At 66.9% G+C, this 24,662-nt stretch carries 19 protein-coding genes and 1 pseudogene; 11 read left to right on the forward strand and 9 right to left on the reverse strand.

Annotated features, from left to right (window positions below):
- Nucleotides 1-51 precede the first annotated feature (51 nt).
- Nucleotides 52-1,188, forward strand: coding sequence for a DNA replication/repair protein RecF (recF, locus tag ACQR10_RS01440; RefSeq protein WP_315803890.1), 1,137 nt, complete (start codon nucleotides 52-54; stop codon nucleotides 1,186-1,188).
- Between the two features lie 296 nt (nucleotides 1,189-1,484).
- Entirely contained in the window at nucleotides 1,485-3,920 is a 2,436-nt protein-coding gene (gene gyrB / locus ACQR10_RS01445) for a DNA topoisomerase (ATP-hydrolyzing) subunit B (protein ID WP_315803891.1), read from the forward strand.
- Between the two features lie 62 nt (nucleotides 3,921-3,982).
- Here gyrB and ACQR10_RS01450 read toward each other — a convergent pair whose 3' ends face one another.
- Nucleotides 3,983-5,977, reverse strand: a complete 1,995-nt coding sequence (locus tag ACQR10_RS01450) for an acetoacetate--CoA ligase (RefSeq protein WP_434863675.1) — start codon at nucleotides 5,975-5,977, stop codon at nucleotides 3,983-3,985.
- A 321-nt stretch (nucleotides 5,978-6,298) separates the two neighbouring features.
- Between ACQR10_RS01450 and murA the strand changes: the two genes are divergently transcribed.
- The 3 genes from murA to ACQR10_RS01465 all read left to right on the forward strand — a co-directional run bounded on the left by murA (nucleotide 6,299) and on the right by ACQR10_RS01465 (nucleotide 10,337).
- The gene (murA, locus tag ACQR10_RS01455) at nucleotides 6,299-7,594 is read left to right on the forward strand and encodes a UDP-N-acetylglucosamine 1-carboxyvinyltransferase (protein WP_315803893.1); all 1,296 of its coding nucleotides are present in this window, start codon (nucleotides 6,299-6,301) and stop codon (nucleotides 7,592-7,594) included.
- 170 nt (nucleotides 7,595-7,764) lie between these two features.
- Nucleotides 7,765-8,244, forward strand: coding sequence for a DUF2867 domain-containing protein (locus ACQR10_RS01460; RefSeq protein WP_315803894.1), 480 nt, complete (start codon nucleotides 7,765-7,767; stop codon nucleotides 8,242-8,244).
- A 707-nt stretch (nucleotides 8,245-8,951) separates the two neighbouring features.
- Complete coding sequence (locus tag ACQR10_RS01465) at nucleotides 8,952-10,337, forward strand: MATE family efflux transporter (RefSeq protein ID WP_434848394.1); 1,386 nt, start codon at nucleotides 8,952-8,954, stop codon at nucleotides 10,335-10,337.
- 5 nt (nucleotides 10,338-10,342) lie between these two features.
- On the opposite strand, the gene ACQR10_RS01470 is transcribed toward ACQR10_RS01465, so the two are convergent.
- Entirely contained in the window at nucleotides 10,343-11,485 is a 1,143-nt protein-coding gene (locus ACQR10_RS01470; RefSeq protein WP_316215343.1) for an FUSC family protein, read from the reverse strand.
- 117 nt (nucleotides 11,486-11,602) lie between these two features.
- On the opposite strand from ACQR10_RS01470, the gene ACQR10_RS01475 reads away from it, so the two are divergent.
- Nucleotides 11,603-12,973, forward strand: coding sequence for an MmgE/PrpD family protein (locus ACQR10_RS01475; RefSeq protein ID WP_434911754.1), 1,371 nt, complete (start codon nucleotides 11,603-11,605; stop codon nucleotides 12,971-12,973).
- An 8-nt stretch (nucleotides 12,974-12,981) separates the two neighbouring features.
- Here the strand turns inward: ACQR10_RS01475 and ACQR10_RS01480 are convergent, their stop codons facing one another.
- The gene (locus ACQR10_RS01480) at nucleotides 12,982-14,388 is read right to left on the reverse strand and encodes a serine hydrolase domain-containing protein (protein WP_316215345.1); all 1,407 of its coding nucleotides are present in this window, start codon (nucleotides 14,386-14,388) and stop codon (nucleotides 12,982-12,984) included.
- Between the two features lie 141 nt (nucleotides 14,389-14,529).
- On the reverse strand, nucleotides 14,530-15,582 hold the full coding sequence (locus ACQR10_RS01485) for a helix-turn-helix domain-containing protein (protein ID WP_316215346.1): 1,053 nt from the start codon (nucleotides 15,580-15,582) through the stop codon (nucleotides 14,530-14,532).
- A 140-nt stretch (nucleotides 15,583-15,722) separates the two neighbouring features.
- Between ACQR10_RS01485 and ACQR10_RS01490 the strand changes: the two genes are divergently transcribed.
- Together ACQR10_RS01490 and ACQR10_RS01495 are read left to right on the forward strand one after the other, a co-directional pair.
- Entirely contained in the window at nucleotides 15,723-16,640 is a 918-nt protein-coding gene (locus ACQR10_RS01490; RefSeq protein ID WP_315803900.1) for a pirin family protein, read from the forward strand.
- 39 nt (nucleotides 16,641-16,679) lie between these two features.
- A complete protein-coding gene (locus tag ACQR10_RS01495; RefSeq protein ID WP_316215347.1) occupies nucleotides 16,680-17,594 on the forward strand; it encodes a phosphoribosylaminoimidazolesuccinocarboxamide synthase in 915 nt (304 codons plus the stop codon).
- Between the two features lie 953 nt (nucleotides 17,595-18,547).
- On the opposite strand, the gene ACQR10_RS01500 is transcribed toward ACQR10_RS01495, so the two are convergent.
- Nucleotides 18,548-18,940, reverse strand: coding sequence for a nuclear transport factor 2 family protein (locus ACQR10_RS01500; RefSeq protein ID WP_315803902.1), 393 nt, complete (start codon nucleotides 18,938-18,940; stop codon nucleotides 18,548-18,550).
- A 134-nt stretch (nucleotides 18,941-19,074) separates the two neighbouring features.
- Between ACQR10_RS01500 and ACQR10_RS01505 the strand changes: the two genes are divergently transcribed.
- The gene (locus tag ACQR10_RS01505) at nucleotides 19,075-19,554 is read left to right on the forward strand and encodes an Lrp/AsnC family transcriptional regulator (RefSeq protein WP_315803903.1); all 480 of its coding nucleotides are present in this window, start codon (nucleotides 19,075-19,077) and stop codon (nucleotides 19,552-19,554) included.
- A 141-nt stretch (nucleotides 19,555-19,695) separates the two neighbouring features.
- Here ACQR10_RS01505 and ACQR10_RS01510 read toward each other — a convergent pair whose 3' ends face one another.
- Both ACQR10_RS01510 and ACQR10_RS01515 read right to left on the reverse strand, forming a co-directional pair.
- Complete coding sequence (locus tag ACQR10_RS01510; RefSeq protein ID WP_316215348.1) at nucleotides 19,696-20,373, reverse strand: nitroreductase; 678 nt, start codon at nucleotides 20,371-20,373, stop codon at nucleotides 19,696-19,698.
- Between the two features lie 113 nt (nucleotides 20,374-20,486).
- Nucleotides 20,487-21,124: pseudogene (locus ACQR10_RS01515) on the reverse strand (HAD hydrolase-like protein).
- Between the two features lie 171 nt (nucleotides 21,125-21,295).
- Between ACQR10_RS01515 and ACQR10_RS01520 the strand changes: the two are divergent.
- Nucleotides 21,296-22,384 (forward strand): mandelate racemase/muconate lactonizing enzyme family protein, encoded by a 1,089-nt coding sequence (locus ACQR10_RS01520; protein ID WP_316215349.1) that lies wholly within the window; start codon nucleotides 21,296-21,298, stop codon nucleotides 22,382-22,384.
- 95 nt (nucleotides 22,385-22,479) lie between these two features.
- Complete coding sequence (locus tag ACQR10_RS01525) at nucleotides 22,480-22,878, forward strand: VOC family protein (protein WP_316215350.1); 399 nt, start codon at nucleotides 22,480-22,482, stop codon at nucleotides 22,876-22,878.
- A gap of 25 nt (nucleotides 22,879-22,903) precedes the next feature.
- Here ACQR10_RS01525 and ACQR10_RS01530 read toward each other — a convergent pair whose 3' ends face one another.
- Both ACQR10_RS01530 and ACQR10_RS01535 read right to left on the reverse strand, forming a co-directional pair.
- Nucleotides 22,904-23,533 (reverse strand): glutathione S-transferase family protein, encoded by a 630-nt coding sequence (locus tag ACQR10_RS01530; protein WP_315803908.1) that lies wholly within the window; start codon nucleotides 23,531-23,533, stop codon nucleotides 22,904-22,906.
- A gap of 148 nt (nucleotides 23,534-23,681) precedes the next feature.
- On the reverse strand, nucleotides 23,682-24,371 hold the full coding sequence (locus tag ACQR10_RS01535) for a phytanoyl-CoA dioxygenase family protein (RefSeq protein ID WP_316215351.1): 690 nt from the start codon (nucleotides 24,369-24,371) through the stop codon (nucleotides 23,682-23,684).
- Between the last annotated feature and the right edge of the window lie 291 nt (nucleotides 24,372-24,662).

The following is a 24,662-nucleotide window of genomic DNA, read 5'->3' on the forward strand; positions in this document are numbered from 1 at the left end:
CCCTCTCCCGCAAGGGGAGAGGGGATTTCGAATGTGTGGCCTAGATTTCCCATGACCCCCTCCCGCATCCACCGCCTCGCGCTGACGCATTTTCGCAGCTATCGCGCTGCCAGCGTCAGCGTGCAGGCGGACATGGTTGCGCTGGTCGGCGCCAATGGCGCCGGCAAGACCAATTGCCTGGAGGCGATCTCGTTCTTCGCGCCGGGACGCGGCCTGCGCCGCGCGACACTCGAGGATGTCGCCGACAACCAGGGCGACGGCTCCTGGGCGGTCTCGGCGGAGGTCGAGGGGGCGCTGGGGCTGACGACCTTCGGCACCGGCATCGAGCCGCCGCGCAGCGATGCGAACACCACGCGCCGCTGCCGCATCGATCGCGAACCGGTCGGCTCGGCAGCCGCCTTCGGCGACCACATCCGCATGGTGTGGCTGACGCCTGCGATGGACGGCTTGTTCATGGGCGCGGCCTCGGAGCGGCGGCGCTTCTTCGACCGCCTGGTGCTCGCGATCGACAGCGAGCATTCGAGCCGCGTGTCGGCGCTGGAGCGCTCGTTGCGCTCGCGCAACCGGCTGCTCGAGGTGCGCAATTTCGACGACCACTGGTGTGGCGCGATCGAGCGCGAGACTGCGGAGCTCGCGGTCGCCGTCGCCGCGAGCCGCGGCCAGACCGCGGTGAAGCTCGCTGCGATGCTGCGCCAGCGCGGACAAGCCTCGGCGTTCCCATCCGCCGAGATCGCGCTCGACGGCTGGATGGAGAATGCGCTGCTGAGCGAGCCGGCGCTTGCCGTCGAGGACCGCTACCGCGCGATGCTGCGCGACAATCGCGCGCGCGATGCCGCGGCTGGCCGCACGCTCGACGGGCCGCATCTCACTGATCTCCATGTCGTCTACGCGCCGAAGAACATGCCGGCGCGCGACGCGTCGACCGGCGAGCAGAAGGCGCTGCTGATCGGCCTCATCCTCGCGCATGCGACGCTGGTCGCCGAGACCACCGGCATCGTGCCGATGCTGCTGCTCGACGAGATCGTCGCCCATCTCGATCCCGGCCGCCGCACCGCTTTGTTCGCCGAGCTCGGCACGCTCGGTGCCCAGGTATGGCTGACCGGCGCCGATCCCGCGGCGTTTGCCGAACTACGCGAGCTCGGCGAGATCTTCGACGTCGAGGCCGGACGGATCAGCGCGCGGCGGTAACGCCTTCGGCCGTTGGTCGGGATCCCCCCGGGGTCATACCGGACTCGCCCCTGATCGCGGGCCAAAGAGCCCCGCCGCACGCCTCAAAACCAGCCGCGGGAATGGCCTGAATCCGGCTTTCGGAGGGGACGAAAACGACCCTCGCCAGGCCTTGAAAAACCGTTAAAAAACGCTATCTCTTCAATGTCTTACGAAGGGCCACTTTGCGCTAGGCGCGTGGCTTCTTTCGTGAGAGAAAGAGCGCTCTCGGCATGCGGTTTGCGATGCCGATTCGACCACCCTTCCGAAGGCCCCACATGACCGAACCCGCCCGGCAAACCATCGCCGACACCGAGCCTGCAACCGCGAACGAGTACGGCGCAGAATCGATCCGGGTGTTGAAGGGCCTGGACGCGGTGCGCAAGCGCCCGGGCATGTATATCGGCGACACCGATGACGGTTCCGGCCTGCACCATATGGTCTACGAGGTCGTCGACAACGCGATCGACGAGGCGCTGGCCGGCCACGCCACCGCGGTCGAGGTGATCCTCAATCCGGACAATTCGGTCACCGTGCGCGACGACGGCCGCGGCATTCCGGTCGACATCCACAAGGGCGAAGGCGTGTCCGCGGCCGAGGTCATCATGACCCAGCTGCACGCAGGCGGAAAATTCGACCAGAACTCCTACAAGGTGTCGGGCGGCCTGCACGGCGTCGGCGTCTCCGTCGTCAACGCGCTGTCGAGCAAGCTGCTGCTGCGGGTCTGGCGCGACGACAAGGAGCATCTCATCGAGTTCGCCCATGGCGATGCGATTGCGCCGCTGAAGGTGGTCGGCGAGGCCAAGGGCAAGCGCGGCACCGAGGTGACGTTCCTGGCCTCGACGGAGACCTTCAAGAACGTCGAATACGACTATGCGACGCTCGAGCATCGCCTGCGCGAGCTCGCCTTTCTCAATTCCGGCGTCAACATCGTGCTCTCCGACATGCGCCACGCGGTCGAGAAGCGCGAGGAGATGCATTACGACGGCGGCGTCGAGGAGTTCGTCAAATATCTCGACCGCAACAAGAAGGCGATCGTTCCGGCGCCGATCATGGTGCGCTCGGAGGTCAACGGCATCACCGTGGAAGCTGCGCTGTGGTGGAACGACAGCTATCATGAGAACGTGCTTTGCTTCACCAACAACATCCCGCAGCGTGACGGCGGCACCCATCTCGCCGGCTTCCGCGGCGCGCTGACGCGCCAGGTCAACGGCTATGCCGAGGCCAATGCGAAGAAGGAGAAGATCGCGCTGACCGGCGACGATTGTCGCGAGGGTCTTACCGCCGTTCTTTCCGTGAAGGTGCCAGATCCGAAGTTCTCGTCGCAGACCAAGGACAAGCTGGTGTCCTCGGAAGTGCGTCCCGTGGTCGAGAACGTTCTGAACGAGGCGCTCGCCGCCTGGTTCGAGGAGCATCCGGGCGAGGCCAAGACCATCGTCGGCAAGGTGATCCAGGCCGCGGCGGCACGCGAGGCCGCGCGCAAGGCGCGCGAGCTGACCCGCAAGAGCCCGCTCAGCGTCTCCTCGCTGCCCGGCAAGCTCGCCGACTGCCAGGAGAAGGATCCGGCCAAGTCCGAGCTGTTCATCGTCGAGGGTGACTCGGCCGGCGGCAGCGCCAAGCAGGGCCGCAACCGCGAATTCCAGGCGGTGCTGCCGCTGCGCGGCAAGATCCTCAATGTCGAGCGCGTGCGCCCCGACAAGATGCTGTCGAGCGAGCAGATCGGCACGCTGATCACCGCGCTCGGAACCGGCATCAGTGACGAGTTCTCGATCGACAAGCTGCGCTATCACAAGATCATCGTGATGACGGACGCCGACGTCGACGGCGCCCACATCCGCACGCTGCTGCTGACCTTCTTCTACCGGCAGATGCGCGAGATCATCGACCGCGGCCATCTCTACATCGCGCAGCCGCCGCTCTACAAAGTGATGCGCGGCAAGTCCGAGCAGTATCTGAAGGACGAGCGCGCGCTGGAGGATTATCTGATCGGCACCGGGCTCGACGACTGCGTGTTCAAGACCGCCGAGGGCGAGGAGCGCAAGGGCCGCGACCTGCTGGGGCTGGTCGAGGAAGCGCGGATCGTCCGCAACATCCTGCGCAATCTGCACAGCCGCTACGATCGCAAGGTCGTCGAGCAGGCCGCGATCGCCGGCGTGCTGCGGCCGGATATCACCCGCGATCTGGCGACCGCGGACGCCGCGGCCGAGTACATCGCGAAACGGCTCGACGTGCTGGCCGACGAGGTCGAGCGCGGCTGGATCGGTCACTTCCTCGAGGGCCAGGGCTTCACCTTCGAACGCACCGTGCGCGGCGTCAAGGACGTCGCCGTCATCGACGACGCGCTGCTCGCCTCGGCGGATGCCCGCAAGCTCGACGACTATGCGGCCCGCCTGCAGGAGGCCTATGCCAAGCCCGGCACCTTGCGCCGCGGCGACGTCCAGACGGTGATCCACGGCCCGGTCGATCTGTTCGAATCCGTCATCGATGCCGGCCGCAAGGGCGTCACCCAGCAGCGCTACAAAGGTCTGGGCGAGATGAACCCGGAACAGCTCTGGGAAACCACGCTCGACACCGAGGCCCGCACGCTGCTGCAGGTCAGGGTCAAGGAGGTCGACGAGGCCGACGACATCTTCACCAAGCTGATGGGCGACGTCGTCGAGCCGCGCCGCGAATTCATCCAGGACAACTCGCTGTCGGCGAACGTCGACGTGTAGGCCCAGATGCCGGGACGCTCCAGCCGTCCGGCCTGTCCTCATCGGGCTGACGCTCGCCCCTGTCATCCGCCTCGCCGTGCCGCCGCGAACTGCGTGAACCAGTCCAGCGCCGCCGGGTTGCGGGTGGCATCCTTGCTCGCGACCTTGTCCGGAGCGTCGCCGAGCAGCAGTCGACGGACCGGCACCTCCATCTTCTTGCCGGTCAGGGTCATCGGGATTTCCGGCACGCCGATGATGACGTCGGGGACATGCCGCGGGCTGCGCTCGTGGCGCAGCCGCCGGCGGATCTCGTCCTGCAACCCGTCCGTCAGCTCGATGCCCTGGGCGAGTTGCACGAACAGCGGCATGTAGAAGCCGCCGTCCGGCTGCTCGATGCAGATGACGAGACTATCGACGATACCGGGAATCCCCTCCATCGTCCGGTAGATTTCCGCCGAGCCGATCCGCACGCCATGACGGTTCAGCGTGGCGTCGGAACGGCCCAAGACGTGGCAGCCGCCGCGCGCGTTGAAGCGGACACGATCGCCATGGCGCCAGACCCCCGGATAGACGCCGAAATAGCTGTCCGTATACCGGACGAAATCGGCATCGCCCCAGAAGCAGAGCGGCATCGAAGGCATCGGCGCGCGCACGACGAGTTCGCCGGCCTCGTCGATGATCTCGCGCCCCGCATCGTCGAACGCGACCGCGGCCACGCCGAGCGCCGGAGCCTGGATCTCGCCAGCATGCGTCGGCAGCAGCGGCGAGCCGGCCAGCAGACCGGAACAGAACTCCGTTCCGCCGGATTGCGAGGAGGCCCAGACCTCGGGCTTGACCGCCTCGTGCACCCAGCGAAACACCTCCGGTGTCGATGGCGATCCGACCAGCATCACCGACTGCAGCTGCTCCAGATTGAACTCGCGGCCCGGAACGACGCCCTGCTGCCGCACCAGCTGGATGTAGCTCGGGCTGATGCCGAGCACGGTCACGCCGGCGGCTTCCACGAGCCGCCACACCAGCCGCGCGTCCGGATGGCTCGGATGGCCGTCATAGAGCACCGAGGTGCCGTTCATCAGCGGCCCCCACATCAGCGTGTTCCAGACCATCCAGCCTGTCGTCGAGTAGAAGAACAGCGTGCCGTCCGCCTCGATCTCGAAATGAAACGCCGCCGACTTGTAGTGCTCAAGCACGATGCCGTGGTGATTGTGCACGATCGGCTTCGGCAGGCCGGTCGTTCCCGAGGTGAACAGCACCCAGAGCGGATGATCCGATGCGACGCGTGCGAACTGAAATGCGTCGCGCGCGATCGCCGGACCGTCGAGCAGGTCGGGCCACGCCCGAATGCCGCCACGAAACTCCGGCGCCTTGCGCGCGGCCGGATGATAGTCGAGCATGACCAGCATCTCGGCGCTCGGCAGCGCCGCGAGGATCGTCTCGAGATCGCCGATGCGGTCGAAATCCTTCGCTCCGTAACGATAGCCGTTGACCGCGAAGACGAGCTTCGGCGCGATCTGCGAAAATCGGTCGATCACCGTCTGCGCGCCGAATTCCGGTGCCGCCGAGGACCACACCGCGCCGATCGCCGTGGTCGCGAGCATCGCGATGACGGCTTCGGGAATGTTCGGCATGTAGGCGACGACCCGGTCGCCCTTGCCGATTCCCATCTCGCGCAGCGACGTGGCGAGCCGCCGCACGCGGCCTGCGATTTCGCCCCAGCTCGCGGCCGCCAGCGGACGCAGCTCCGAGCCGTGATGCAGCATCGCTCGATCGGGACTGCCGCTCAACTCGTGGCGCAGCACGTGCTCGGCGAAGTTCAGCCGCGTCCCCGTGAACCAGCGCGTCCGCGGCATCGGATCGCGCGAGACGACCTCGCCGATCTCGCCGTCGGCCATGACCTCGAAATAATCCCAGATCGAACGCCAGAACCCGGCGACGTCGTCGACCGACCACTGCCAGAGATCGTGATAGCCGGAGAAGCTGTGGCCGCGCGAAGCGAGCCAGTCGAGATATCGGCGGATGTTGGCGCGCGCCTGTCGCTGCGCCGAGCAGGTCCAGACGTCAGCTTGATCATCGGCCATTCCAGCGTTTCTCCATCCCTGCCGCAGCCGCGGCAGCCAACGACCATCGGCCGCGCCACACCGGCCGTCAAGAACACGGCGCGCTCCCCGGCCGCTGCCCCGCCGCCGTGGCAAAGTGGCCCGCCGCGATTTTCCGGCATTGATTCCGTTTTGGAATTGGCGTTAGGAGTCGGTCTCATGAGGACCCCGGCGGCCCGTGAACCAGGTTCGCGGTCGCCGGATTGCGGAACAGGTTGATCCCGCTGGACACCCTGTGCCCGAACGCCGTCGCGAAGCCGGCAAGGGCAGCGGCCACACGCTTCGACAACGGATCATCACCGCATGGCGCCCATTCAATACATCGTCGAGGGCGGTCACCGGCTCAAAGGCGCGATCGAGCCGTCCGGCAACAAGAACGCCGCGCTGCCGATCATCGCCGCCGCGCTGCTGACCGAGCATCCGGTCACGCTCGACAACGTGCCACGCATCCGCGACACCGAGACCCTGGTCGAGCTGATCCGCTCGGTCGGTGCCTCCGCCGAATGGCGCGGCCGCAACCGGCTCGCGATCCATGCCAAGGACATCCGCGCCGCCGATCTCGATCCGGATCTGTGCATTCGCATCCGCGCCTCGATCCTGCTGGCAGGACCCCTGCTCGCCCGCTGCGGCGAAGTGGCGCTGCCGCCGCCTGGCGGCGACGTCATCGGCCGGCGCCGGCTCGACACCCATTTCCTGGCCTTCGAGCAGCTCGGCGCCACGGTCACCGCGACCGACAAGATCGAGCTGCGCGCCTCCGGCCTGAAAGGCGCCGACGTGTTCCTCGACGAGCCCAGCGTCACCGCCACCGAGAACGCGCTGGTCGCCGCCGTCGCTGCGCACGGCACGACCTATCTGCGCAACGCGGCCTCGGAGCCGCATGTCCAGGACCTCGCGCATTTCCTGGTGGCGCTCGGCGCCAACATCGAGGGCATCGGCACCAACACGATGGTGATCCATGGCGCCAGCACGCTCGGTCAGGCGTCCTACGCGATCCAGCCCGATCACATCGAGGTCGGCTCGCTGATCGGGCTCGCCGCGGTGACGCGCTCTCCCTTGCGCATCGTGCGCGCCGGTACCGAGCATCTGCGCTCCATCCGCATGGGCTTCGAGCGGCTCGGCATCGTCTGCGAGGTCGCCGGCGACGATCTCATCGTGCCCTCGGAGCAGACGCTCAGGATCAAGGACGATTTCGGCGGCCACGTGCCGAAGCTGGAGGACCAGCCCTGGCCGGCCTTCCCGGCCGACCTGATGTCGATCGCGCTCGTCACCGCCACGCAATGCGAGGGCGTGATCCTGATGTTCGAGAAGATGTTCGAGTCGCGGATGTTCTTCGTCGACAAGCTGATCTCGATGGGCGCGCGCATCGTGCTGTGCGACCCGCACCGCGCCATCGTCGCCGGCCCCAGCCGCCTGCGCGGCGCCCGCGTCGTCTCCCCCGACATCCGCGCCGGCATGGCCATGCTGCTGGCAGCACTCTGCGCCGAAGGCACCTCGTACATCGACAACGCCGACCAGATCGAACGCGGCTATGAACGCATCGACGAGCGCCTGAACGCACTGGGCGCGAAGATCACCCGCGTGCCGGAGCGCGGGCGGTAGTTTACTACGCACATCTCTCCTCCGTCATTGCGAGCGCAGCTCGCAATGACGAAATTGAATGACCCTGGCGCAAGGCCATCGGCGCACTGGCTTCGCGGACATGCGCGTGCGATGCTGCTGCGCATCGCGCATGGCGCGCGAGCAACCTTGACATGTGAGGCTCATCGCTCATGACAATCAGCGAGATCACTCCCAACGTCGACGGTACCCGATGGCTGGCCGGCGCGGAGTTCGCCGATGCCTTTCGCATCACGATCAACGGCCCGCCCGTTGCTGCCCGCACCGCGGCCGAGCGCATGCTCGGTCACACGCCCTGGTGGATAGCGGCGCTCCTGAAGCTCCGCAACCTGCTGGTCAGGCCCTTCGGTCTGAAGACCTCGGGCGCGGACCCAAGCAACCCACGTCCTCTGATCGGGATTTTTCCGGTCGTCGACGAAACGCCGGCCCGGCTCGTGCTCGGCTTCGACGACAAGCATCTGGACTTTCGCGTCCTGGTCGACGTGGCCTCTCAGCACGCGACCTCGCAAGTGACAGCGACCACCTTGGTCGAGACCCACAATGCTCTCGGCCGCATCTATCTCGCCATGATCAAGCCGTTTCACCGGCTCGTCGTGAAGGCGATGCTCCGGCAGGTCGCAGCAGCCGCATGATGACACGCGAGTCTTCGGCTCGCTGTCGCACCGGCGCTCCGTGCCCAAGCCGCCAATATCGCGGCTGCCGTTTTTCCGAATTTTTTGCTTGCTATTATTCCAAGAATCAGAAACAATGTAGCCATCCCGTCCTCATGAGAGGGGCGCTTCGCGATCGTCACGGACGTTGAGGGCGGGGATGCGGTGGATGCGGCGGCTCTCAGCGCGCACTTGGGTAGCAACTCGAGGCTGGCGCGTGGACGAAGGGGCGGTCGCATACGGCGAAAGCGTATGGTCCTGGCCTCCCGACGCTGAGGTCAAGCCGGCGGGCGATTCCGCTGACGACGGGGGCAAGAAAGCCCGGTCCCCGGGGAGAATACGTATAAGTCGTTCCAACCATCGCGCGGGGAATGCCGGGATGTCTCGGCTGAACCTGTGGTTCCTGCCGCCTGCATTTTTTTACGCAGGCGGGCCATGGGTGCGGCCAGCACCCGGCATTCCCCGCGCCCTCTCGCTTCCGAGGGCCATCGATCAAGCAGAGCTCGGACGTGTCAGCGCCGCGAGATCGGTCAGTCATGCACGCGATCACGTCAATGCGATTGACGATGCGCCTCACGCAGCCGTCCGCATTTGGCCAGGTGGAGCTGCGCCTCCGTGCCGCACGCGGCTGCGACCGAACATCCCGCCGTGATGTGCACGACGCCGCAGGGCCTGCTATAGCCCCGACCATGACCTCCACAGCCGGAACCAACCACGCACCGCCAACGGCGGCGCCGACGCCTCCCCTCGCGCTCGAGCTCTGGGACACGATCCGGCTCGCCGCACCGATGGCGCTGACGCAGTTGTCGCAGATCGCGATGATGTCGACCGACCTCGCCTTCATCGGCCGTCTCGGCGGCGATGCCGTGGCGGCGGCCGCATTGGCGGGCACGGTGTATTTCGTCGGCTCGACCTTCGGCATGGGCCTGATGTCGGCGGTGGCGCCGCTCGCCGCGCAGGCGTTCGGAGCCGCGGATGCAGCGCTGGTGCGGCGCGCGCTCCGCGTTGGACTATGGGCCGGCCTGTTCATCGCGCTGCCGATCATGATGATCGCGCTGAACGGCGAGGCCATCCTGCTCACGCTCGGACAGGCCCCCGACGTCGCGCGTCCCGCGCAGGATTATCTGCGCGGCCTCGCCTGGGGTATTGCGCCGATGCTGTGGTTCATGGCGCTGCGCAGCTTCATGGGCGCGGTCAACCGCCCCGAGCCGGTGCTCTGGATCACACTGGCCGCGATCCCGCTCAACGCGCTGCTGGTCTATCCGCTGCTGTACGGCCACTGGGGTTTTCCGCGGCTGGGCCTGACCGGCGTCGGCCTCGCCACCTCGACCGTCAACCTGGGGACGTTCCTCGCCGGGCTGTGGTTCGCAGCGTTCCGCCCGCCGTTCCGCGACTACCACGTCCTCGCGCGACTGGGCCGTATCGACTGGCGACTGATGCGACAGCTCCTCATCATCGGCGCGCCGATCTCGCTGTCGTTCCTGCTCGAATACGGCCTGTTCTCCGCGGCCGCGATCCTGATGGGACTGATCAGCACGGCCGCGCTCGCCGCGCACCAGATCGCGCTGCAGATCACTGCGATCCTGTTCATGGTGCCGTTCGGGATCAGCATGGCCGCGACCGTGCGCGTCGGCCACGCCGCCGGGCGCGATGATGCGACCGGCGTTCGCCGCGCCGGCTTGATGGCGATGTTGCTCGGCCTTTCACTCGCAGTGCTGTTCACGCTCGGCATCGTCATTGCGCGCCATGACATCGTGCAGCTGTTCCTCGGCTCCGGGATCTCCGATGCCGAAACGACAGCGGCGCTGGCCGCCACGCTGCTGCTCGTCGGCACGACGTTCTTCATCACGGACGCATTGCAGAGCATCGCGGTCGGCGCGCTGCGCGGCATCAAGGATACGCGGGTGCCGCTGCTGCTCGCCGTGCTCGGCTATTGGCTGATCGGCTTCCCCGCCTCTTATCTGCTTGGCCTCCACACCGCGCTCGGCGCGGTCGGAATCTGGATCGGCCTGTCGATCGGCACGACGATCTACGCCGCGCTGCTGGTGGTGCGCTTCCTGCGGCTGACCCGATGAAGAGTTCAGGCGCCGGCCGTATCGGACGACTCCCCGGGCTCCGGCCGATGCACCTTGCCGGCCGACGCTCCGGACCATTCGGCGACGACGCGCTCGAGGTCGATCAGGTTCTGCCGCATCTGGTCGAGCGAAAAGCCCAGAGCGAAGAAGCGCTCGGCGGCATCGCCGGGCAGCCCGCGCGTCAGCCCGTCGCTGCGGACGGCGGCGACCTGCTCGGCATAGGCTTTGACCGCAACATGGATCGGCCAGATCGGCGGTGGGCCGGAGCCGTTGCGGATGGCCGCGGCACAGCCGCGCAGATAGCTCGCGATCGCATCGCTGACGCGCGCCACCGGCGCCGACAAACGTGCCTGCAGCTCCGAGGGCAGCGGCACCACGCTGGCGCGGCCGATCATCACGACGTCATGGCGGAGGCGCAGGATCGTCCGCAGCAGCGGACCGGTGTCGGCGCCAGAGGACAGCCGCGCCGAGCGTTCGCGCTCGGCCTCCGCCCCGGTCGCGTTCAACTCGGTGAGCGCGGTGCCGATACCGTCCTGGATCCGATGCAGCGCGTCGTTGTCGCGCCCCCGCGACAGGCCGGCCAGAAGCTCGGTCATTGCTGCGGCGATCAGTTCGAGCAGGCGGCCTGCCGCGCTGCGCATCTGGACATGCGCCCGCGACGGCAGCACGATGAACGATACGGCGAGGCCGGTGAACGCGCCGACCGCAACCTCGAACACGCGGTCGATCGCCGATCCCAGCGGATCGAGATGGCCCATCGTGGGCACCAGGAGCACGATGACCGCGGTCACGGTGGCGGCGTTGAGGCTGGGATTGATCGCGGCGATGAAGGCGAGCGGGGTCACCGCCAGGATCAGCATGCCGAGCAGCTGCAATTCGCCGGAATGCGGAATGAACACGGTGATGGCGCCGCCATAGATCGCACCGCCGATGGTGCCGAACATGTAGTCGCGCGTCGCCTTCAGCGAACGCCCGACACTGCCTTGCGTCACGATCAGCGAGGTCAGCACCGCCCACAGCGGCAGCTTCAGGTGGAAGGCCGTGGCAACGGCAAAAGCGAGCGTCGCCGCCACCGTGCCGCGGACGGCCAGCGACATCTGCGCCTTGCGGCCGCGCAACCTGCCGAACAGCTCCTTGAACGACGCCATCAATCATCCACCTCGAACGGACCAGCGCGTCGGCATGGCAGCCTCCCACCGGGCCGGACCGGCTTGAAAGGCGGAATCAGCTTGCCTACCCTGGCTGCAACGATGTGAGGAAACACGATGGCCCAGGAAACCGCAACGCTCGCCGCCTACGTCGCCGCGCTGAAATACGACGATATCCCGCCCGAGGTGCTCGACCGCGCCAAGGTGCTGACGCTGGATTTTCTCGGCAGCGCCATCCGCGCCCGGCGCGAGGCGGAGTCGACGCCGTCGGTGGTGAACATGCTGGCGGCGCTGAAGCTGGATGCGGCGGGCGAGGCGACCGTGTTCGGCGACGACAGAACCTGGACGCCGGCGGTCGCGGCGCTGCTCAACGGCACGATGGGCCATTCGCTCGATTTCGACGATACCCACGCCGATTCCTCGCTGCATCCGAGCGCACCCGTGGTGCCGGCCGCGTTCGCCGTCGGCGAGATGGTCGGCGCCTCCGGCCGCGAGGTGCTGACCGCTATTGTCGCCGGCTACGAGGTGTGCTGCCGGCTCGGCAATGCGCTCGATCCGACCTCGCATTATGCCCGCGGTTTCCACCCGACCGCGACCGCCGGCACCTATGGCGCAGCAGCTGCCGCCGGCAAGCTGTTCGGCCTGTCGGAGCAACAGTTGATCTACGCCTTCGGCGTCTCCGGCAGCCAGGCGGCGGGCTCGCTGCAGTTTCTCGTCAACGGCGCCTGGAACAAGCGCTATCAGGTCGGTGCGTCCGCGATGAACGGCGTGATCGCGGCGACGCTCGCCAAGAACGACTTCGTCGGCGCGATCGAATCCGTCGAGGGCAGGCACGGCCTGCTGGTCGGCTACACCGACACGCCGCACCATGAGAAGGCCGTCGCCGGGCTCGGCTCCACCTATGAGACGATGAAGATCGGCGTGAAGCCGTATCCGAGCTGCCGCTACACCCATGCCGCGATCGACGCCATCATCGCGCTGCGCCGCGAGCACAATCTGACGCCGGACCAGGTCAAGCGCGTCGAGATCGGCCTGCATCGCAACGGCATCACCTTGACGGGCGACGCCGCGACCAAGCGCCATCCGAGATCGATCGTCGGCGGCCAGTTCTCGATGTTCTTCACCGGCGCGCTGGCGCTCGACCAGGGCCGCTTCGGCTGGGACGACTACACGCGCCTTGGTGACGCCGCGATCAACGCGCTCGCCGACAAGTTCGACGTCGTGCAGGACAACAAATTGGAGATCGGCCGCAGCCATCCGTTCGGCGCCCGCGTGACCATCACCACCGAGGACGGCGTGCACGAGCGGCTGCACGATGATCCCTCGGGCGAGCCGACCTCGTTTCCGTCGGCGCAGGCGATGAGCGACAAGTTCATCACTTTGGCACGGCCGGTGCTGAGCAGCCGCGCGCAAAGCTTTGCCGATGCGATCCTGTCGCTGGAGCGTTTCGACCGTGTGGCGCAGGCGACGGCGTTGGGGAGAGTGTAGCGCATGCGTCATTCCCCTCTTGTCGCCGCGATCACGTCGCTCACGAGCTGCGCCACGCCGTCGGCCTCGGGCGGCCAGTTCACGGTGCGACCGAAGCGCGCGATGACGAGGCGCTCGGATGGGATGACGATGACGTACTGGCCGAGCGTGCCCTTGGCGAATAAGGCGTCGCGCGGCCAGCCGTGCGCGATGCGGTAGTTGGCGCCAAAACTGTCGCCGCGGTTGGTCCAGAAGCCGGCGCCGAGGCCGACATAGGCGTTCGGTGTGGGCGTGGCGACGTAGTCCGCCCAGCCGGCGGGCAGGATGCGCCGGCCGGCGACGACGCCGTCGTCGAGATAGAGCTGGCCGAGCCGCGCCCAGTCGCGCGCCGAGGCTAGCATCTGGCTCGATCCCTCCGGCGTGCCGGCGGCGTCGAACTCGATCGTGACGCTGGCCATGCCCAGCGGATCGAACAGCTCGCGATGCGCGAAGCGCAGCACATCCGCGGCGCTGCCGCCGGCGGCATCGCGGATGAGATGGGAAAGGATGACGGTGTTGCCGTCGTGATAGTTGCTGACCGCGCCCGGAGCAGTCTCCATCGGCATGGATTCGGCAAAGGCCGCGCGGTCGGGCTCGACGAACTTCATCCGGTTGACCGGCTCGAGCGCCGACAACAGCGAGGCCTGCAGCGAGCTGCCGAGCGCGAGACCGGCGGTGTGGCGCAGCAGATGATCGACGGTGATCGCATGGCGCGGATCGCTTTCGTTCTGCCACGCCGCGACCGGCGCGGGCGCATGCAGCGCGAGCTTGCCCTGGCGGACGAGAATGCCGATCAGGGTCGCGGTCATCGACTTGGTCGCGGAGAAGCCGAGCAGCGGGGTGTCGAGCGTGAAGCCGGGCGCGTAGCGCTCGGCGATCACCTTGCCGTCCTTCATCACCAGGACGGCATGGGTGCGCCGGAACGGAGGCACCTCCGGCTCGGCAAAGGCGCGGTCGAGCGCCGCGGCGAGCGCCGGTGTCGCCGGCGCCACGACATGCGGCGGAGCGATGTCGGGCAGCAAGGCCGGCTGCGGCGGCGACAACCGGACGGCCGGCCAGTCGCGGCTCTCGCCATGGTCCATGTGGCAGCCGAGCCCGTCGCGATACACGGCGTGGCTCCGGCCGAGCCCGAGCAGCGTCACGCTGACGTCCTTGGCGGCGCGATCGACGCGGACGTCCATTGCCCAGCTCAGCAGGCCGGCGCCAGGCATCGCGGCCCGGGTCTCGGAGAGCGTGCGGTCCGGGTCGAGACCGGAGACGAAGGTCTCCGAGCACAGCACGCTGGCGATGAAGCCGGTTGCCACCTTCGGCACATCGCGGGCGCGGGCGCCGCCGACCGCCAGGGCGGTCAGCGCGGTGGTGGCAACGAGAGCAGGCAGCAGGCGGCGTCTGGTCATGAGGAGCTCCGGCAGTTGGATCCGCCGGACCAGACCGCGGCTGCGGCCCGGATGCTCGCCGATTTCGCAAATCGCACCAGCCGGGAATGGCCGGGACCTCGCCGATTCTGGAATTCCTCCGTGATTTCAAGGCCGAACAGATCACGCTGCGGCCAGCCTCATGCGCCGGTATTCGGTCGGCGTCACCCCAGTCACCGCCTTGAACGCCCGGTTGAACGGACCGAGCGACTGGAACCCGGCATCCATGGCGATGGTGATGACCGGCACCTCGGCCTGGGCGGGATCGGCGAGCGCGGCCTTGGCCTCCTCGATACGGTGGGCGTTGAGGAAGGTGTTGAAGTTGCGGTAGCCGAGCTCGCCATTGATCAGCCGCCGCAACCGGTATTCAGGAATGGAGAGCCTGGTCGCCAGCATCCCGATGGTGACGTTGTCCCGCCGATAGATCCGCTCATCCGCCATCAGCCGCATCAGCGCGTCGACCAGCCTGCGGTCCGCGGCCCTGGGAGCCGTGGCTTCGGGCTCTGCGACCGGCGGTGTCTCCGGCGCGAACACATCGCCGGCACCGACCCTGAGCAGCATCAGCGCGACGGCGCCGACCACGACCAGGAACATCGCCGCATTGACCACATTGGCAAGCTCGGACGGGCCGCTGCCGGCGGACGCCATCTGCAGCAGCGCATTGACGCCACCGTAGGACAGCGCCGCGATCACGACGAAGGCCCGGATGCGCCGCCGTCCCTCGACGAGATCCGCCGACCAGGAGCGGATGGTCTGCGCCAAGGTCAGGCCAAGGAAGCCGAGCGCCAGCACATTGTTGGCGACGATCACGAGCCGGCCATGTCCGGCAGGTCCGAGCACGAGACAGCCGATCAGGCTGAAGCCGAACACAGCCAGCCAGATCAGGCCGTGCAGCCCGCGCAACGCAAAGCCGTCGTCGAACAGCGCGCGGCAGAACAGCCAGAGCACGATGATGTCGGCCGTCGCGAGCGCAATCAGCGGCGCGGAAGCGAGCGATGGCGCCGCCGTCCCGCCGATGTTGAAGGTCGCCGCATGCGCGGCCGAGCCGAGCGCCAGCGCGATCGCCAGCCGGCCGCGCCATTGACCACCGAGGTCACGTCCCAACGCGACGGCGAGCACGGCGAGCAGCGCAATGGCGGCGGCGCGAAGCACGAGATCGAGGCTGTCGAGCGTCATCGTCACGGATCCGTTGTCAGCGCCGGAACTCTAGGCCGGAGTGCCGCTCCGTTCAAATCACGCCGACGCCGCGACCTCATGCCCTGCCCTCGCCGTCGCGAAGCTGCTAGGCTCGCGTGACCACATCTCAGGAGCGTCCCATGAGCTGGCAGCCTTCGAACGATCCCGAATTCGGCGATCCCACCTCGTGCGATGCGCTGGAGCACGTCATCGTGCCGCGCACCCGTGATCTCGGCGACGGCTTTGCGGTACGCCGCGCGCTGCCGCATGGCCGCCGGCAGATGGTCGGGCCGTTCATCTTCTTCGACCATTTCGGTCCGGTGCAATTCGTTTCCGGCAAGGGCATGGACGTGCGGCCGCATCCGCATATCGGCTTGGCCACCGTCACCTATCTGTTCGACGGCGCCATCATGCATCGCGACAGCGAGGGCAACGTCCAGGAGATCCAGCCCGGCGCGATGAACCTGATGACCGCCGGCCGCGGCATCGCGCATTCCGAGCGCACGCCGGATCTGCAGCGGCAGAACGGCCAGAACATGCTGGGCCTGCAGAGCTGGATCGCGCTGCCGGTGGAATCGGAAGAGATCGCGCCGAGCTTCCAGCATTACGCGGCGGGCGCGCTGCCGACGGTCAGCGACACCGGCTTCTCCGCGCGCATCATTGCCGGCCGGGCGTTTGGAAAAGCCTCTCCGGTGACGATGGTTTCGCCCTGGTTCTATGTCGAGGTGACGGCGCAGGCCGGCACAGTGGTGCCGCTCGATCCGGACCACGAGGAGCGTGCGATCTACATCGTCGACGGCGAGGTCGAGATCACCCGCGAGCGCCACGAGGGACCGCGGCTGCTGATCTTCCGGCCTGGCGATGCCATCAGCGTGCGCACGGTGAAGCCGACCCGGATGATGTTCCTCGGCGGCGACGCGCTGGAGGGGCCGCGCCACGTCTGGTGGAATTTCGTCTCCTCCAGCAAAGAGCGCATCGAGCAGGCCAAGCAGGACTGGAAAACCGGCCGCTTCGCCGCTGTTCCCCAGGAGCACGAGTTCATTCCGCTGCCGGAATAGGCTATGGGAGGCGACGCTCCCTTTCGAAGGCCCCGAACGATGACCACGCTTCTCGCCAGCAATCTGCCGCTCCCGAAGATCGGCCGCGGCAAGGTCCGCGACATCTATGCCGTCGGCGACGACCGCGTGCTGCTGCTGACCACCGACCGCATCTCGGCCTTCGACGTCGTGATGAACGAGACCATCCCAATGAAGGGCGCGGTGCTGACGCAGATCTCGGCCTACTGGTTCAACGCGCTGGAAGGCGTCGTGCATCACCACATGATCTCGGCCGACACCGACGAGATCCTCGCCGAGGTGCCGGGGCTGCAGCCGCATCGCGAGGAGATCCTCGGGCGGGCGATGCTGTGCAAGCGCACCACCGTGTTTCCGATCGAATGCGTGATCCGCGGCTATCTCTCGGGCTCGGCCTGGAAGGAATATGCCGCGAGCGGCACGCTCGCCGGCGAGCAGCTTCCCGCGGGCCTGGTCGAGAGTGAGAGGCTCGAGCCCGCGATCTTCAGCCCGGCGACCAAGGCCGAGACTGGCCATGACGAGAACATCACCATTGCGCGGATGCGCGAGGTGGTCGGCGACGACACGGCCTATACGTTGGAGAGCATGACCCGCGCGGTCTATACGCTCGGCGAAACGCTGGCGCGTGAGCAGGGCATCATCATCGCCGACACCAAGTTCGAATTCGGCCGCGACAAGGATGGAAACATCATCCTGATCGACGAGGTGATGACGCCGGATAGTTCGCGGTTCTGGGCGGTCGACGCCTATCAGCCGGGGAAGCCGCAGCCGAGCTTCGACAAGCAGCCGCTGCGCGACTATCTCGACGCCGAGCGCAAGGCCGGCCGCTGGAACGGCGACGATCCACCGCCGCCGCTGCCGCAGAGCGTAGTGGACGCGACGAGCCAGCGTTATCTGGAGGCGTTCCGGCGCGTGACGGGCAGCGAGCTGAAGATCTAAGGATCGCTTTTCTGCGGTCAGCGGTTGCACGACCAGCGCTCTTGTTTGGACGTGTGAGCTGAACTCATGCCGCATCGGCAGTGCTCCCCCTCACCCCGCTGGCAGGGAGGGGAGCCGCTGATCCGGATCGCATTCGAGGCAATCCGAGCTCCCCTGGAAGGGGCAGAGCCATGGTATCTGGCGATCAGAGTCGTGCGCTCATGCGTCGCCACATCGTCATGGCCGGGCTTGTCCCGGCCATCCACGTCGTTCAGCACGCTGAGCGCCACGTGGATGCCCGGGACAAGCCCGGGCATGACGGCGTAACTAACGTCCGGGATTGTTTGTCGCCACAGCCCGTACCTCATATGAAATGGCCCTATTGCAAGCGAGGCGAGCGCCGAGCATGCATGAGCCCCGCCATCCATGTTAAGATGCGCCTGATCGGCCTCGCGGCGCAATGGCCCGAGTTCTGCTGATCGATCCCGCCCTCTGGAAATGCCGAGGGCGCAGGGAAGGCCGGGAGCTGGCTGCTCCCATGGCCCGCCTGCGGAAAAAAATGCAGGCGGCAGGTACCACAGGTTCAGCCGAGACATCCCGGCCCTCCCTGCGCGATGGGTTTACGTCTGCTCCGCGCTCTCCCCGGGGACCGGCTTGTTTGCCCCCGTCGCCCTGATGACACGTCCTGTCAGGGATCGCGTCACCGCGGACTTGGCGCCAGCTTCGGGGCGCCAGGACCACACAGCTTGAACGTCCGCGAGCTGTCCATCGTCCAGCGCATCAGCACCTGACAGACCCGCGGCCACCGCTCCCCGCCTCTACGTATCGTGACGACGCGTACGCCCCTCTGCATGAGGACGGGATGCGCGGATAGAAACATGATTTCGGAAAATTAGCAAGCACAAACTGGTGCGGCAGAATAGCCCGACGGGCAGTTGCGTACGGCGCGCATTTGGCGCAGGTCGGCTGAACAATTACTTCCCGTCCGCAAAACGCCGCTCCACATGAAACGACTTGGCCGTCACCAGCCACTCGCCGCCAATCAGGTGAAAGCAGAGATAGTCGAGATAGAGAATCAGATCGATCCTGACGCGAACCTTCACGACCGCCTGCGTGGATGATGCGAAGTCGATGAGCAGAATTTCCTGCTGGCGGGGCGCGCTCTTCGACTGCGGCGAGGGGGTGGTCGTCAACAGCTGACGATACTCGGCCGCGGTCAGGACGCGCAGAGCCTCGTCACGCAGGCCGTGCAGTTGCGCGGTCGGCGCAAACACCCGGTCAAATCGTTCGACATCAGAGTCGAACATGGTGTCGAAGTATCGCTCGACGGCATCGAGCAACGTCTGGGGCACAGCGGTGTCGGTCATATCCAGGTCTCCGGAGGCTCGTGGGAAGCACGTCATCCTCGCCCCGAACCGGCGCGCATGTCCTTGCGAACTGTGCTAACTTACGGGCTCGTTACGCAATAAACCCGCTGTTTTCCGCGACTGATGTCAGAGATATGCCAAAAGCCAAGCTCGATGCGATCGACCAGCGCATCATCGGGGAATTGCAGGCCGACGCCCGGCTCAGCAATGTCGAGTTGGCCGACCGGGTCGGCCTGTCCCCGTCTCCCTGTCTTCGTCGCGTCAAGCGGCTGGAGCAGGACGGCGTCATCCAGGGCTATCGCGCGGTCCTGAATCGCGACGGCGTCGGCCTCGGATTCTCGGCATTCCTCGCGATCAAGATCGCGGGACATGCGAACGAACACGCTCTGGCCTTCGAAGAGGCCGTCTGCGCGATGCCGGAAGTCCTGGCCTGCCATCTGGTCTCCGGCGAGTCGGACTATCTGCTCGAGGTCGTCACGGCCGACCTGGAGCACTACCGGCAGTTCCTGGTCGAGCGGCTGCTGAACCTGCCCATCGTCCGCGAGGTCAAAAGCAACATCGCGATCCAGACCCGCAAGGCCGCGGCACCGCTGCCGCTGCAGCACGTGCAGTGACGCTATCGGCAGACGAATGCGCCGGTCGACGATGGTCACGCTGCCGCCTTCGGCGGCGGCTTTGCCCACGCTACAGCTTGGATCCGACAACGCACGTCATTGGCCTCATCGGTCTACGGACCTCATCTCCCCGGCGCGCAACTAATCCTCGAACCCCACGAACACCGTCGCGTCCTTCACCGACTTCCGTTCCGACACCACGGCATTGGCCGGGAAATCATGATCCGGCCAGCCGAGCGCGATGCTCTTCATGATGACCTGGTCGTCGGCGATCCCGGCGTGCTCGCGGACGACGGGGGACTGCATGATGCCCTGGCTGTTGATGACGGCGCCGAGCCCGCGCGACCATGCGGCATTGACCAGCGCGGTCGTGACGGCGCCGCAGTCGAACGGCGTGTCGTCGCTGCCGTCGAGCACGCGGTCATAGGTGACGATGATGCAGACCGGCGCGTCGAACTGGCGGAAGCCGCGCAGCACCCAGTCCTGGCGCTTCTCCTTGTCGTCGCGCGCGATGCCCATCGCGGAGAACAATTGCTTGGCGACGCCGATCTGGCGCTCGCGGTGCGCGCCGTCGAACGGCTGACCGATGCGAAACTCGCGCGACTGCGGCACGCCGGCGAGCATGCGCTCGGTGTTGCCGGCACGGATGCGGTTGAGCGGCTCGCCGGTGATGACGTAGAAATTCCACGGCTGGGTGTTCATCGACGATGGCGCGCGCATCGCCAGCGTGAGGATTTCCTCGATCAGCGCCCGCGGCACCGGATCCGGCTTGTAGCCACGGATGCTGCGGCGGCCGAGGATGACGTCGTCAAACTGCATATGCTGGTATTCCCGGAATGATCCCTGAGCTGGCCGCGATCTTCGCGACTTTCCGGTTCCAGTGCAAGGTTGCGACGCGCAGGCGATCATCTGCGTCACCGCCTCGAACCGGACTAACGCCTCAGCATCGTCAGCACCGCGCGCGCCAGATCATCTGGATTTTCCACGAGACGGTCTGCACCGGCGGTTTCGAGCTCGTCGCGGCTGCCATAGCCCCAGAGCGCGCCGAGACTCCGCATCTTCACGGCATGGGCGCCTGCGATGTCGTGGCGGCGGTCGCCGACCATGAGGCTGTCGCGCGCTGCGATATTCCGTTCGGTGAGGATATGCGCGAGCAACTCGGGCTTGTGATCCAGCGCACCCGACGGCACCGAGCCATGAATGGCCTGGAAATACGATATGAGATCGAGATGCTCCAGGATGCGCCGCGCGAACAGCTCGCGCTTCGACGTTGCGAGATAGATGCGCAAGCCCGCATCGTGCATTGCCTGCAGCGCCTCCCGGATGCCGGGATAGAGCGTGCTGCCGAACAGACCGATCTCGCCATAGTGCTCGCGGTAGGCCACGACGGCCTCGTCGACGCGACCGTCGCCGTGGGCCTGCAGCAGCACACGCAGCATGTCCTGCAGCGGCGGACCGATCACGGCGGTGACGTCGAGCGTGTCGTCAGGCGCATGACCGAGCGACCGCAGGGGCGCGAGTCGATCAGCGTGCCGTCGAGGTCGAGCAGCACTGAGTGAACCGGAGACATGTCCGAGCATAGCGGCCGGTGTGAGACGCGTAAACGCCCGCTCCGTGCCGCGCAGACGCGGGCATCAGTTCCGCCGCGACAATGAATGCATCAGGCCGATGGCTTGAGCAATTGCCCGCGGTCCGCCGCAGGCCTACGCTGATAAAAAACGCCAGGGAAGGAACCGAGCCGATGGCAGTGATCGCATCGATCGAGACCGGTCTTTATCGCATCCCACTTTCCGTCACGCTGTCCGACAGCACGCATGGCGAGATGACAGCCTTCGAGTTGATCACGTGCAGGGTGCGCGATGCCGACGGCGCGGAGGGTGTCGGCTACACCTACACGGTCGGCCGCAACGGCCCCGCGGTCGCCGACATCGTCAGGCGCGAGATCCCCGATCTGGTTGCGCGGCACGAGGCCGACGACACCGAGGCGATCTGGCATCGGGTGTGGTGGGGCCTGCATTATGGCGGGCGCGGCGGTCCGGTCGTGCTGGCGCTGTCGGCGCTCGACATCGCGCTGTGGGATCTGAAGGCGCGGCGCGCGAAGCTGCCGCTGTTCCGGCTGCTCGGCGGCTTCGATGCCCGGGTGCCCTGCTATGCCGGCGGCATCGACCTCGATCTGTCGGTCGACGCTCTGCTGAAGCAGACCGACGACAATCTCGCCAAGGGCTTTCGCGCCATCAAGATGAAGGTCGGCCGGCCGGCTCTCTCCGCCGACGTCGCGCGCGTGCAGGCGATGCGGCAACATCTCGGCGACGGCTTTCCTCTGATGGCCGATGCCAACATGAAGTGGACGGTCGAGGAGGCGATCCGCGCCGCCCGCGCGTTGCAGCCGTTCGATCTCACTTGGCTGGAGGAGCCGACCATTCCCGACGACATCGCCGGCCACGCGCGCATCCTGAGCGCCGGCGGCGTGCCGATCGCGGCCGGCGAAAATCTGCGCTCGCTGTGGGACTTCAAGAACTACATCGCCGCCGGCGCGGTGTCGTATCCCGAACCCGACGTCACCAATTGCGGCGGCGTCACCGCATTCATGAAGATCGCGCGGCTCGCCGAGGCGTTCAACCTGCCGGTGACCAGCCATGGCGCGCACGACATCACCGTGCACCTGCTGGCGGCCTGCCCGAACCGGTCGTTTCTCGAAGCTCACGGTTTTGGCCTCGACCGCTACATCGAGCATCCGCTCGTGCTCAGGGATGGCCTGGCCCAGGCGCCGGCGCGGCCGGGCCATGGCATCGCGTTCGACTGGGAGGGGCTGGCGAAGCTCGCGGCGTAATGCGGCCGATGCTCGGACACCACTGCTGACACAAGGCTGTCAGCAGCCCTGCGATAGCGGGTCGGGGACCGATCCTCGAACGCAAGGTAAAAGTCATGAAGTTCGCATCGACCCGTCTGGTGGCGGCCGACATCAAGGCCGTGGTCAGCTTCTACGAAAAGGTCACCGAGCAGACGGCGGATTGGCTGGCGCCGGTGTTCGCCGAGATCGTCACGTCGCGCGGAACACTCGCGATCGGCAGCGCCGAGACCGTGGCGCTGTTCAAGGAGGGCAGCGCCGAGCCCGGCGCCAATCGCAGCGCCATTCTGGAGTTCGAGGTCGATGACGTGGATGGTGATTTCGCGCGGTTGAAGGACGAGGTCGAGGTGGTGCACGCGCCGAAGACGATGCCGTGGGGCAACCGCGCCGCTCAGTTCCGCGACCCGGAGGGCACGATCGTCAGTCTTTATACGCCGGTCACCGACACCGCCAAACAGCGCTTCGGATCACGCTGAAGAGACTCGCGGGCGCGCATCCGCCCTAAGCCTTTGCGCTCGGACGGCTCGAAACCTCGCCGTACCATCGCCTGAGATGATGGAGATGATTCGGCGGATCGAGCTTGGCGCGGGCTGCGAAGTCGACCGACACCATGGCGGTGATGTCGGCGATGCTGAAATCGGGCCCGCAGACGAAGGCGTGCTCGGCCAGCCGCGCGTCGAGCCATGCGAAGTAGTGCGCGACGCGCAGGCGTCCGCGCTCCGCGAGCGCCGGGATCTGCTCGAGCGGCAGCGGACCCGGCAATGCCCGGCGCTCCAGCCCAGGGGTGCCGTTGCGAAAGGCCTCCTGGAGAGCGTAGAGACCGTCCCATTCGATCCGCCGGATCCAGCATTCGATGAGCGCCCGTTCTTCGGCGTCGCGGCCCATCAGAGGCGGTGCGGGATGCAGCTCCTCGAGATAGCGGCAGATCGCGATGACGTCGGTGATGGCAGCCCCGCTGTCGAGCTCCAGCACCGGAACGGTACATTGCGGATTCAGCGCGCGAAACTCCGGCTCGAACTGCTCGCCGGCACGCAGATCAAGCCGAACCATGGGAATGGCGAGACCTTTCTCGGCGAGAAAGATCCGCACGCGGCGCGGGCTTGGGGCGACTGCGGCATCGTACAGCTTCATGAGCGTTCTCTCTGTCTGACCAAACCACGGGCGCGTGACGTCGGAACGAGTCGGCGCGGGTCGTTCTGCGCTGTCACGATCGACGTCGTGGCATGTTCCCAGGCCCGCGGCCTCGCCGCGGGATGACGGTGGTCATGACGCAGCCGGATCAGTCAGCCCCGAAAATCTCGTCCTGATCCATCCGCACCGCGCGCAACTTGCGCGTCCTGCGCCAGTCCTCTTGCTGCGAGAAGACGGCGTAAGTGATCAGCAGCGAGCGACGGCGGGCGCCGCTGCGGTTGCGCGTCGCGCCGTGCAGCAGGTTGACGTCGAACAGCAGGATGTCGCCGGCCTCGCCTGCCGTGACGAACGCAGACGACGCGGCCCGCGCATCGTCCGTGTCGAGGCGATGCGAGCCCGGCACCACTTGCGTGGCGCCATTGTCGGGGCCGAAGGAATCGAGAAAGGCCAGCGCCGACACGGCGTCGGTGCGCCGGCGATCGACGCCGTCGCGATGCAGCGGCTGCTGGCCGCGATCGGCACACGGCTCGCGCCCTTCGACCTGGCCGAGGAAGAACGGCGCCTTCAGGACATGATGCACGGCGGCGAGCATCACCGGCAGGCGGCAGACCTGCTGCACCGTCGCATCGAGATCGACCATGGCGTGGCGCCAGTCGCGGCCGCGCGGCACCGGCCATTGCTCCGACGGCCGCGTGCCCAGCTCGAAGGCGTCGCGTAATGCGACAAGCCAGTCCGCCGGAATCGCACCGCGCAGCAGCAGATAGCCATCCCCATCGAGGCGGCGCGCCTCCGCGTCCTGAAGCTGGCCGACGCTGCTGCGCGTGAGGGCTGCGGTCATAGTGGGCTCGCACAAGAGAGGGCGTGGTTCGCTGCATCATGGTCGGCGATCCGGCGCTCCGCGGCAAGCGTCCGCTCGCTCCCAGGTCGCCAGGTGCCCCTCGCTGCTGCATTCATCCGGCCATGACCGCCATCGCTCCGGAGGACGCTGAGACGATGGGCCGCACCGCGACCCGGGCGGCTCGCCGGGGCCAGTTTACGTTTCATTAACCCCCTCGACCTACGTCTCGTTAGCAACACTCTGCAACGATCCGACATACGGGGTAAACGAGCAATCGAGCTCCTTGGAAGC

Source organism: Bradyrhizobium sp. HKCCYLRH2060 (genome assembly GCF_051168135.1).
Classification (GTDB): domain Bacteria; phylum Pseudomonadota; class Alphaproteobacteria; order Rhizobiales; family Xanthobacteraceae; genus Bradyrhizobium.

Coding starts and splice junctions, on each gene's coding strand:
- recF (WP_315803890.1), top strand. CDS start 52: ATGACCCCCTCCCGCATCCACCGCCTCGCGCTGACGCATTTTCGCAGC.
- gyrB (WP_315803891.1), top strand. CDS start 1,485: ATGACCGAACCCGCCCGGCAAACCATCGCCGACACCGAGCCTGCAACC.
- ACQR10_RS01450 (WP_434863675.1), bottom strand. CDS start 5,977: ATGGCCGATGATCAAGCTGACGTCTGGACCTGCTCGGCGCAGCGACAG.
- murA (WP_315803893.1), top strand. CDS start 6,299: ATGGCGCCCATTCAATACATCGTCGAGGGCGGTCACCGGCTCAAAGGC.
- ACQR10_RS01460 (WP_315803894.1), top strand. CDS start 7,765: ATGACAATCAGCGAGATCACTCCCAACGTCGACGGTACCCGATGGCTG.
- ACQR10_RS01465 (WP_434848394.1), top strand. CDS start 8,952: ATGACCTCCACAGCCGGAACCAACCACGCACCGCCAACGGCGGCGCCG.
- ACQR10_RS01470 (WP_316215343.1), bottom strand. CDS start 11,485: ATGGCGTCGTTCAAGGAGCTGTTCGGCAGGTTGCGCGGCCGCAAGGCG.
- ACQR10_RS01475 (WP_434911754.1), top strand. CDS start 11,603: ATGGCCCAGGAAACCGCAACGCTCGCCGCCTACGTCGCCGCGCTGAAA.
- ACQR10_RS01480 (WP_316215345.1), bottom strand. CDS start 14,388: ATGACCAGACGCCGCCTGCTGCCTGCTCTCGTTGCCACCACCGCGCTG.
- ACQR10_RS01485 (WP_316215346.1), bottom strand. CDS start 15,582: ATGACGCTCGACAGCCTCGATCTCGTGCTTCGCGCCGCCGCCATTGCG.
- ACQR10_RS01490 (WP_315803900.1), top strand. CDS start 15,723: ATGAGCTGGCAGCCTTCGAACGATCCCGAATTCGGCGATCCCACCTCG.
- ACQR10_RS01495 (WP_316215347.1), top strand. CDS start 16,680: ATGACCACGCTTCTCGCCAGCAATCTGCCGCTCCCGAAGATCGGCCGC.
- ACQR10_RS01500 (WP_315803902.1), bottom strand. CDS start 18,940: ATGACCGACACCGCTGTGCCCCAGACGTTGCTCGATGCCGTCGAGCGA.
- ACQR10_RS01505 (WP_315803903.1), top strand. CDS start 19,075: ATGCCAAAAGCCAAGCTCGATGCGATCGACCAGCGCATCATCGGGGAA.
- ACQR10_RS01510 (WP_316215348.1), bottom strand. CDS start 20,373: ATGCAGTTTGACGACGTCATCCTCGGCCGCCGCAGCATCCGTGGCTAC.
- ACQR10_RS01520 (WP_316215349.1), top strand. CDS start 21,296: ATGGCAGTGATCGCATCGATCGAGACCGGTCTTTATCGCATCCCACTT.
- ACQR10_RS01525 (WP_316215350.1), top strand. CDS start 22,480: ATGAAGTTCGCATCGACCCGTCTGGTGGCGGCCGACATCAAGGCCGTG.
- ACQR10_RS01530 (WP_315803908.1), bottom strand. CDS start 23,533: ATGAAGCTGTACGATGCCGCAGTCGCCCCAAGCCCGCGCCGCGTGCGG.
- ACQR10_RS01535 (WP_316215351.1), bottom strand. CDS start 24,371: ATGACCGCAGCCCTCACGCGCAGCAGCGTCGGCCAGCTTCAGGACGCG.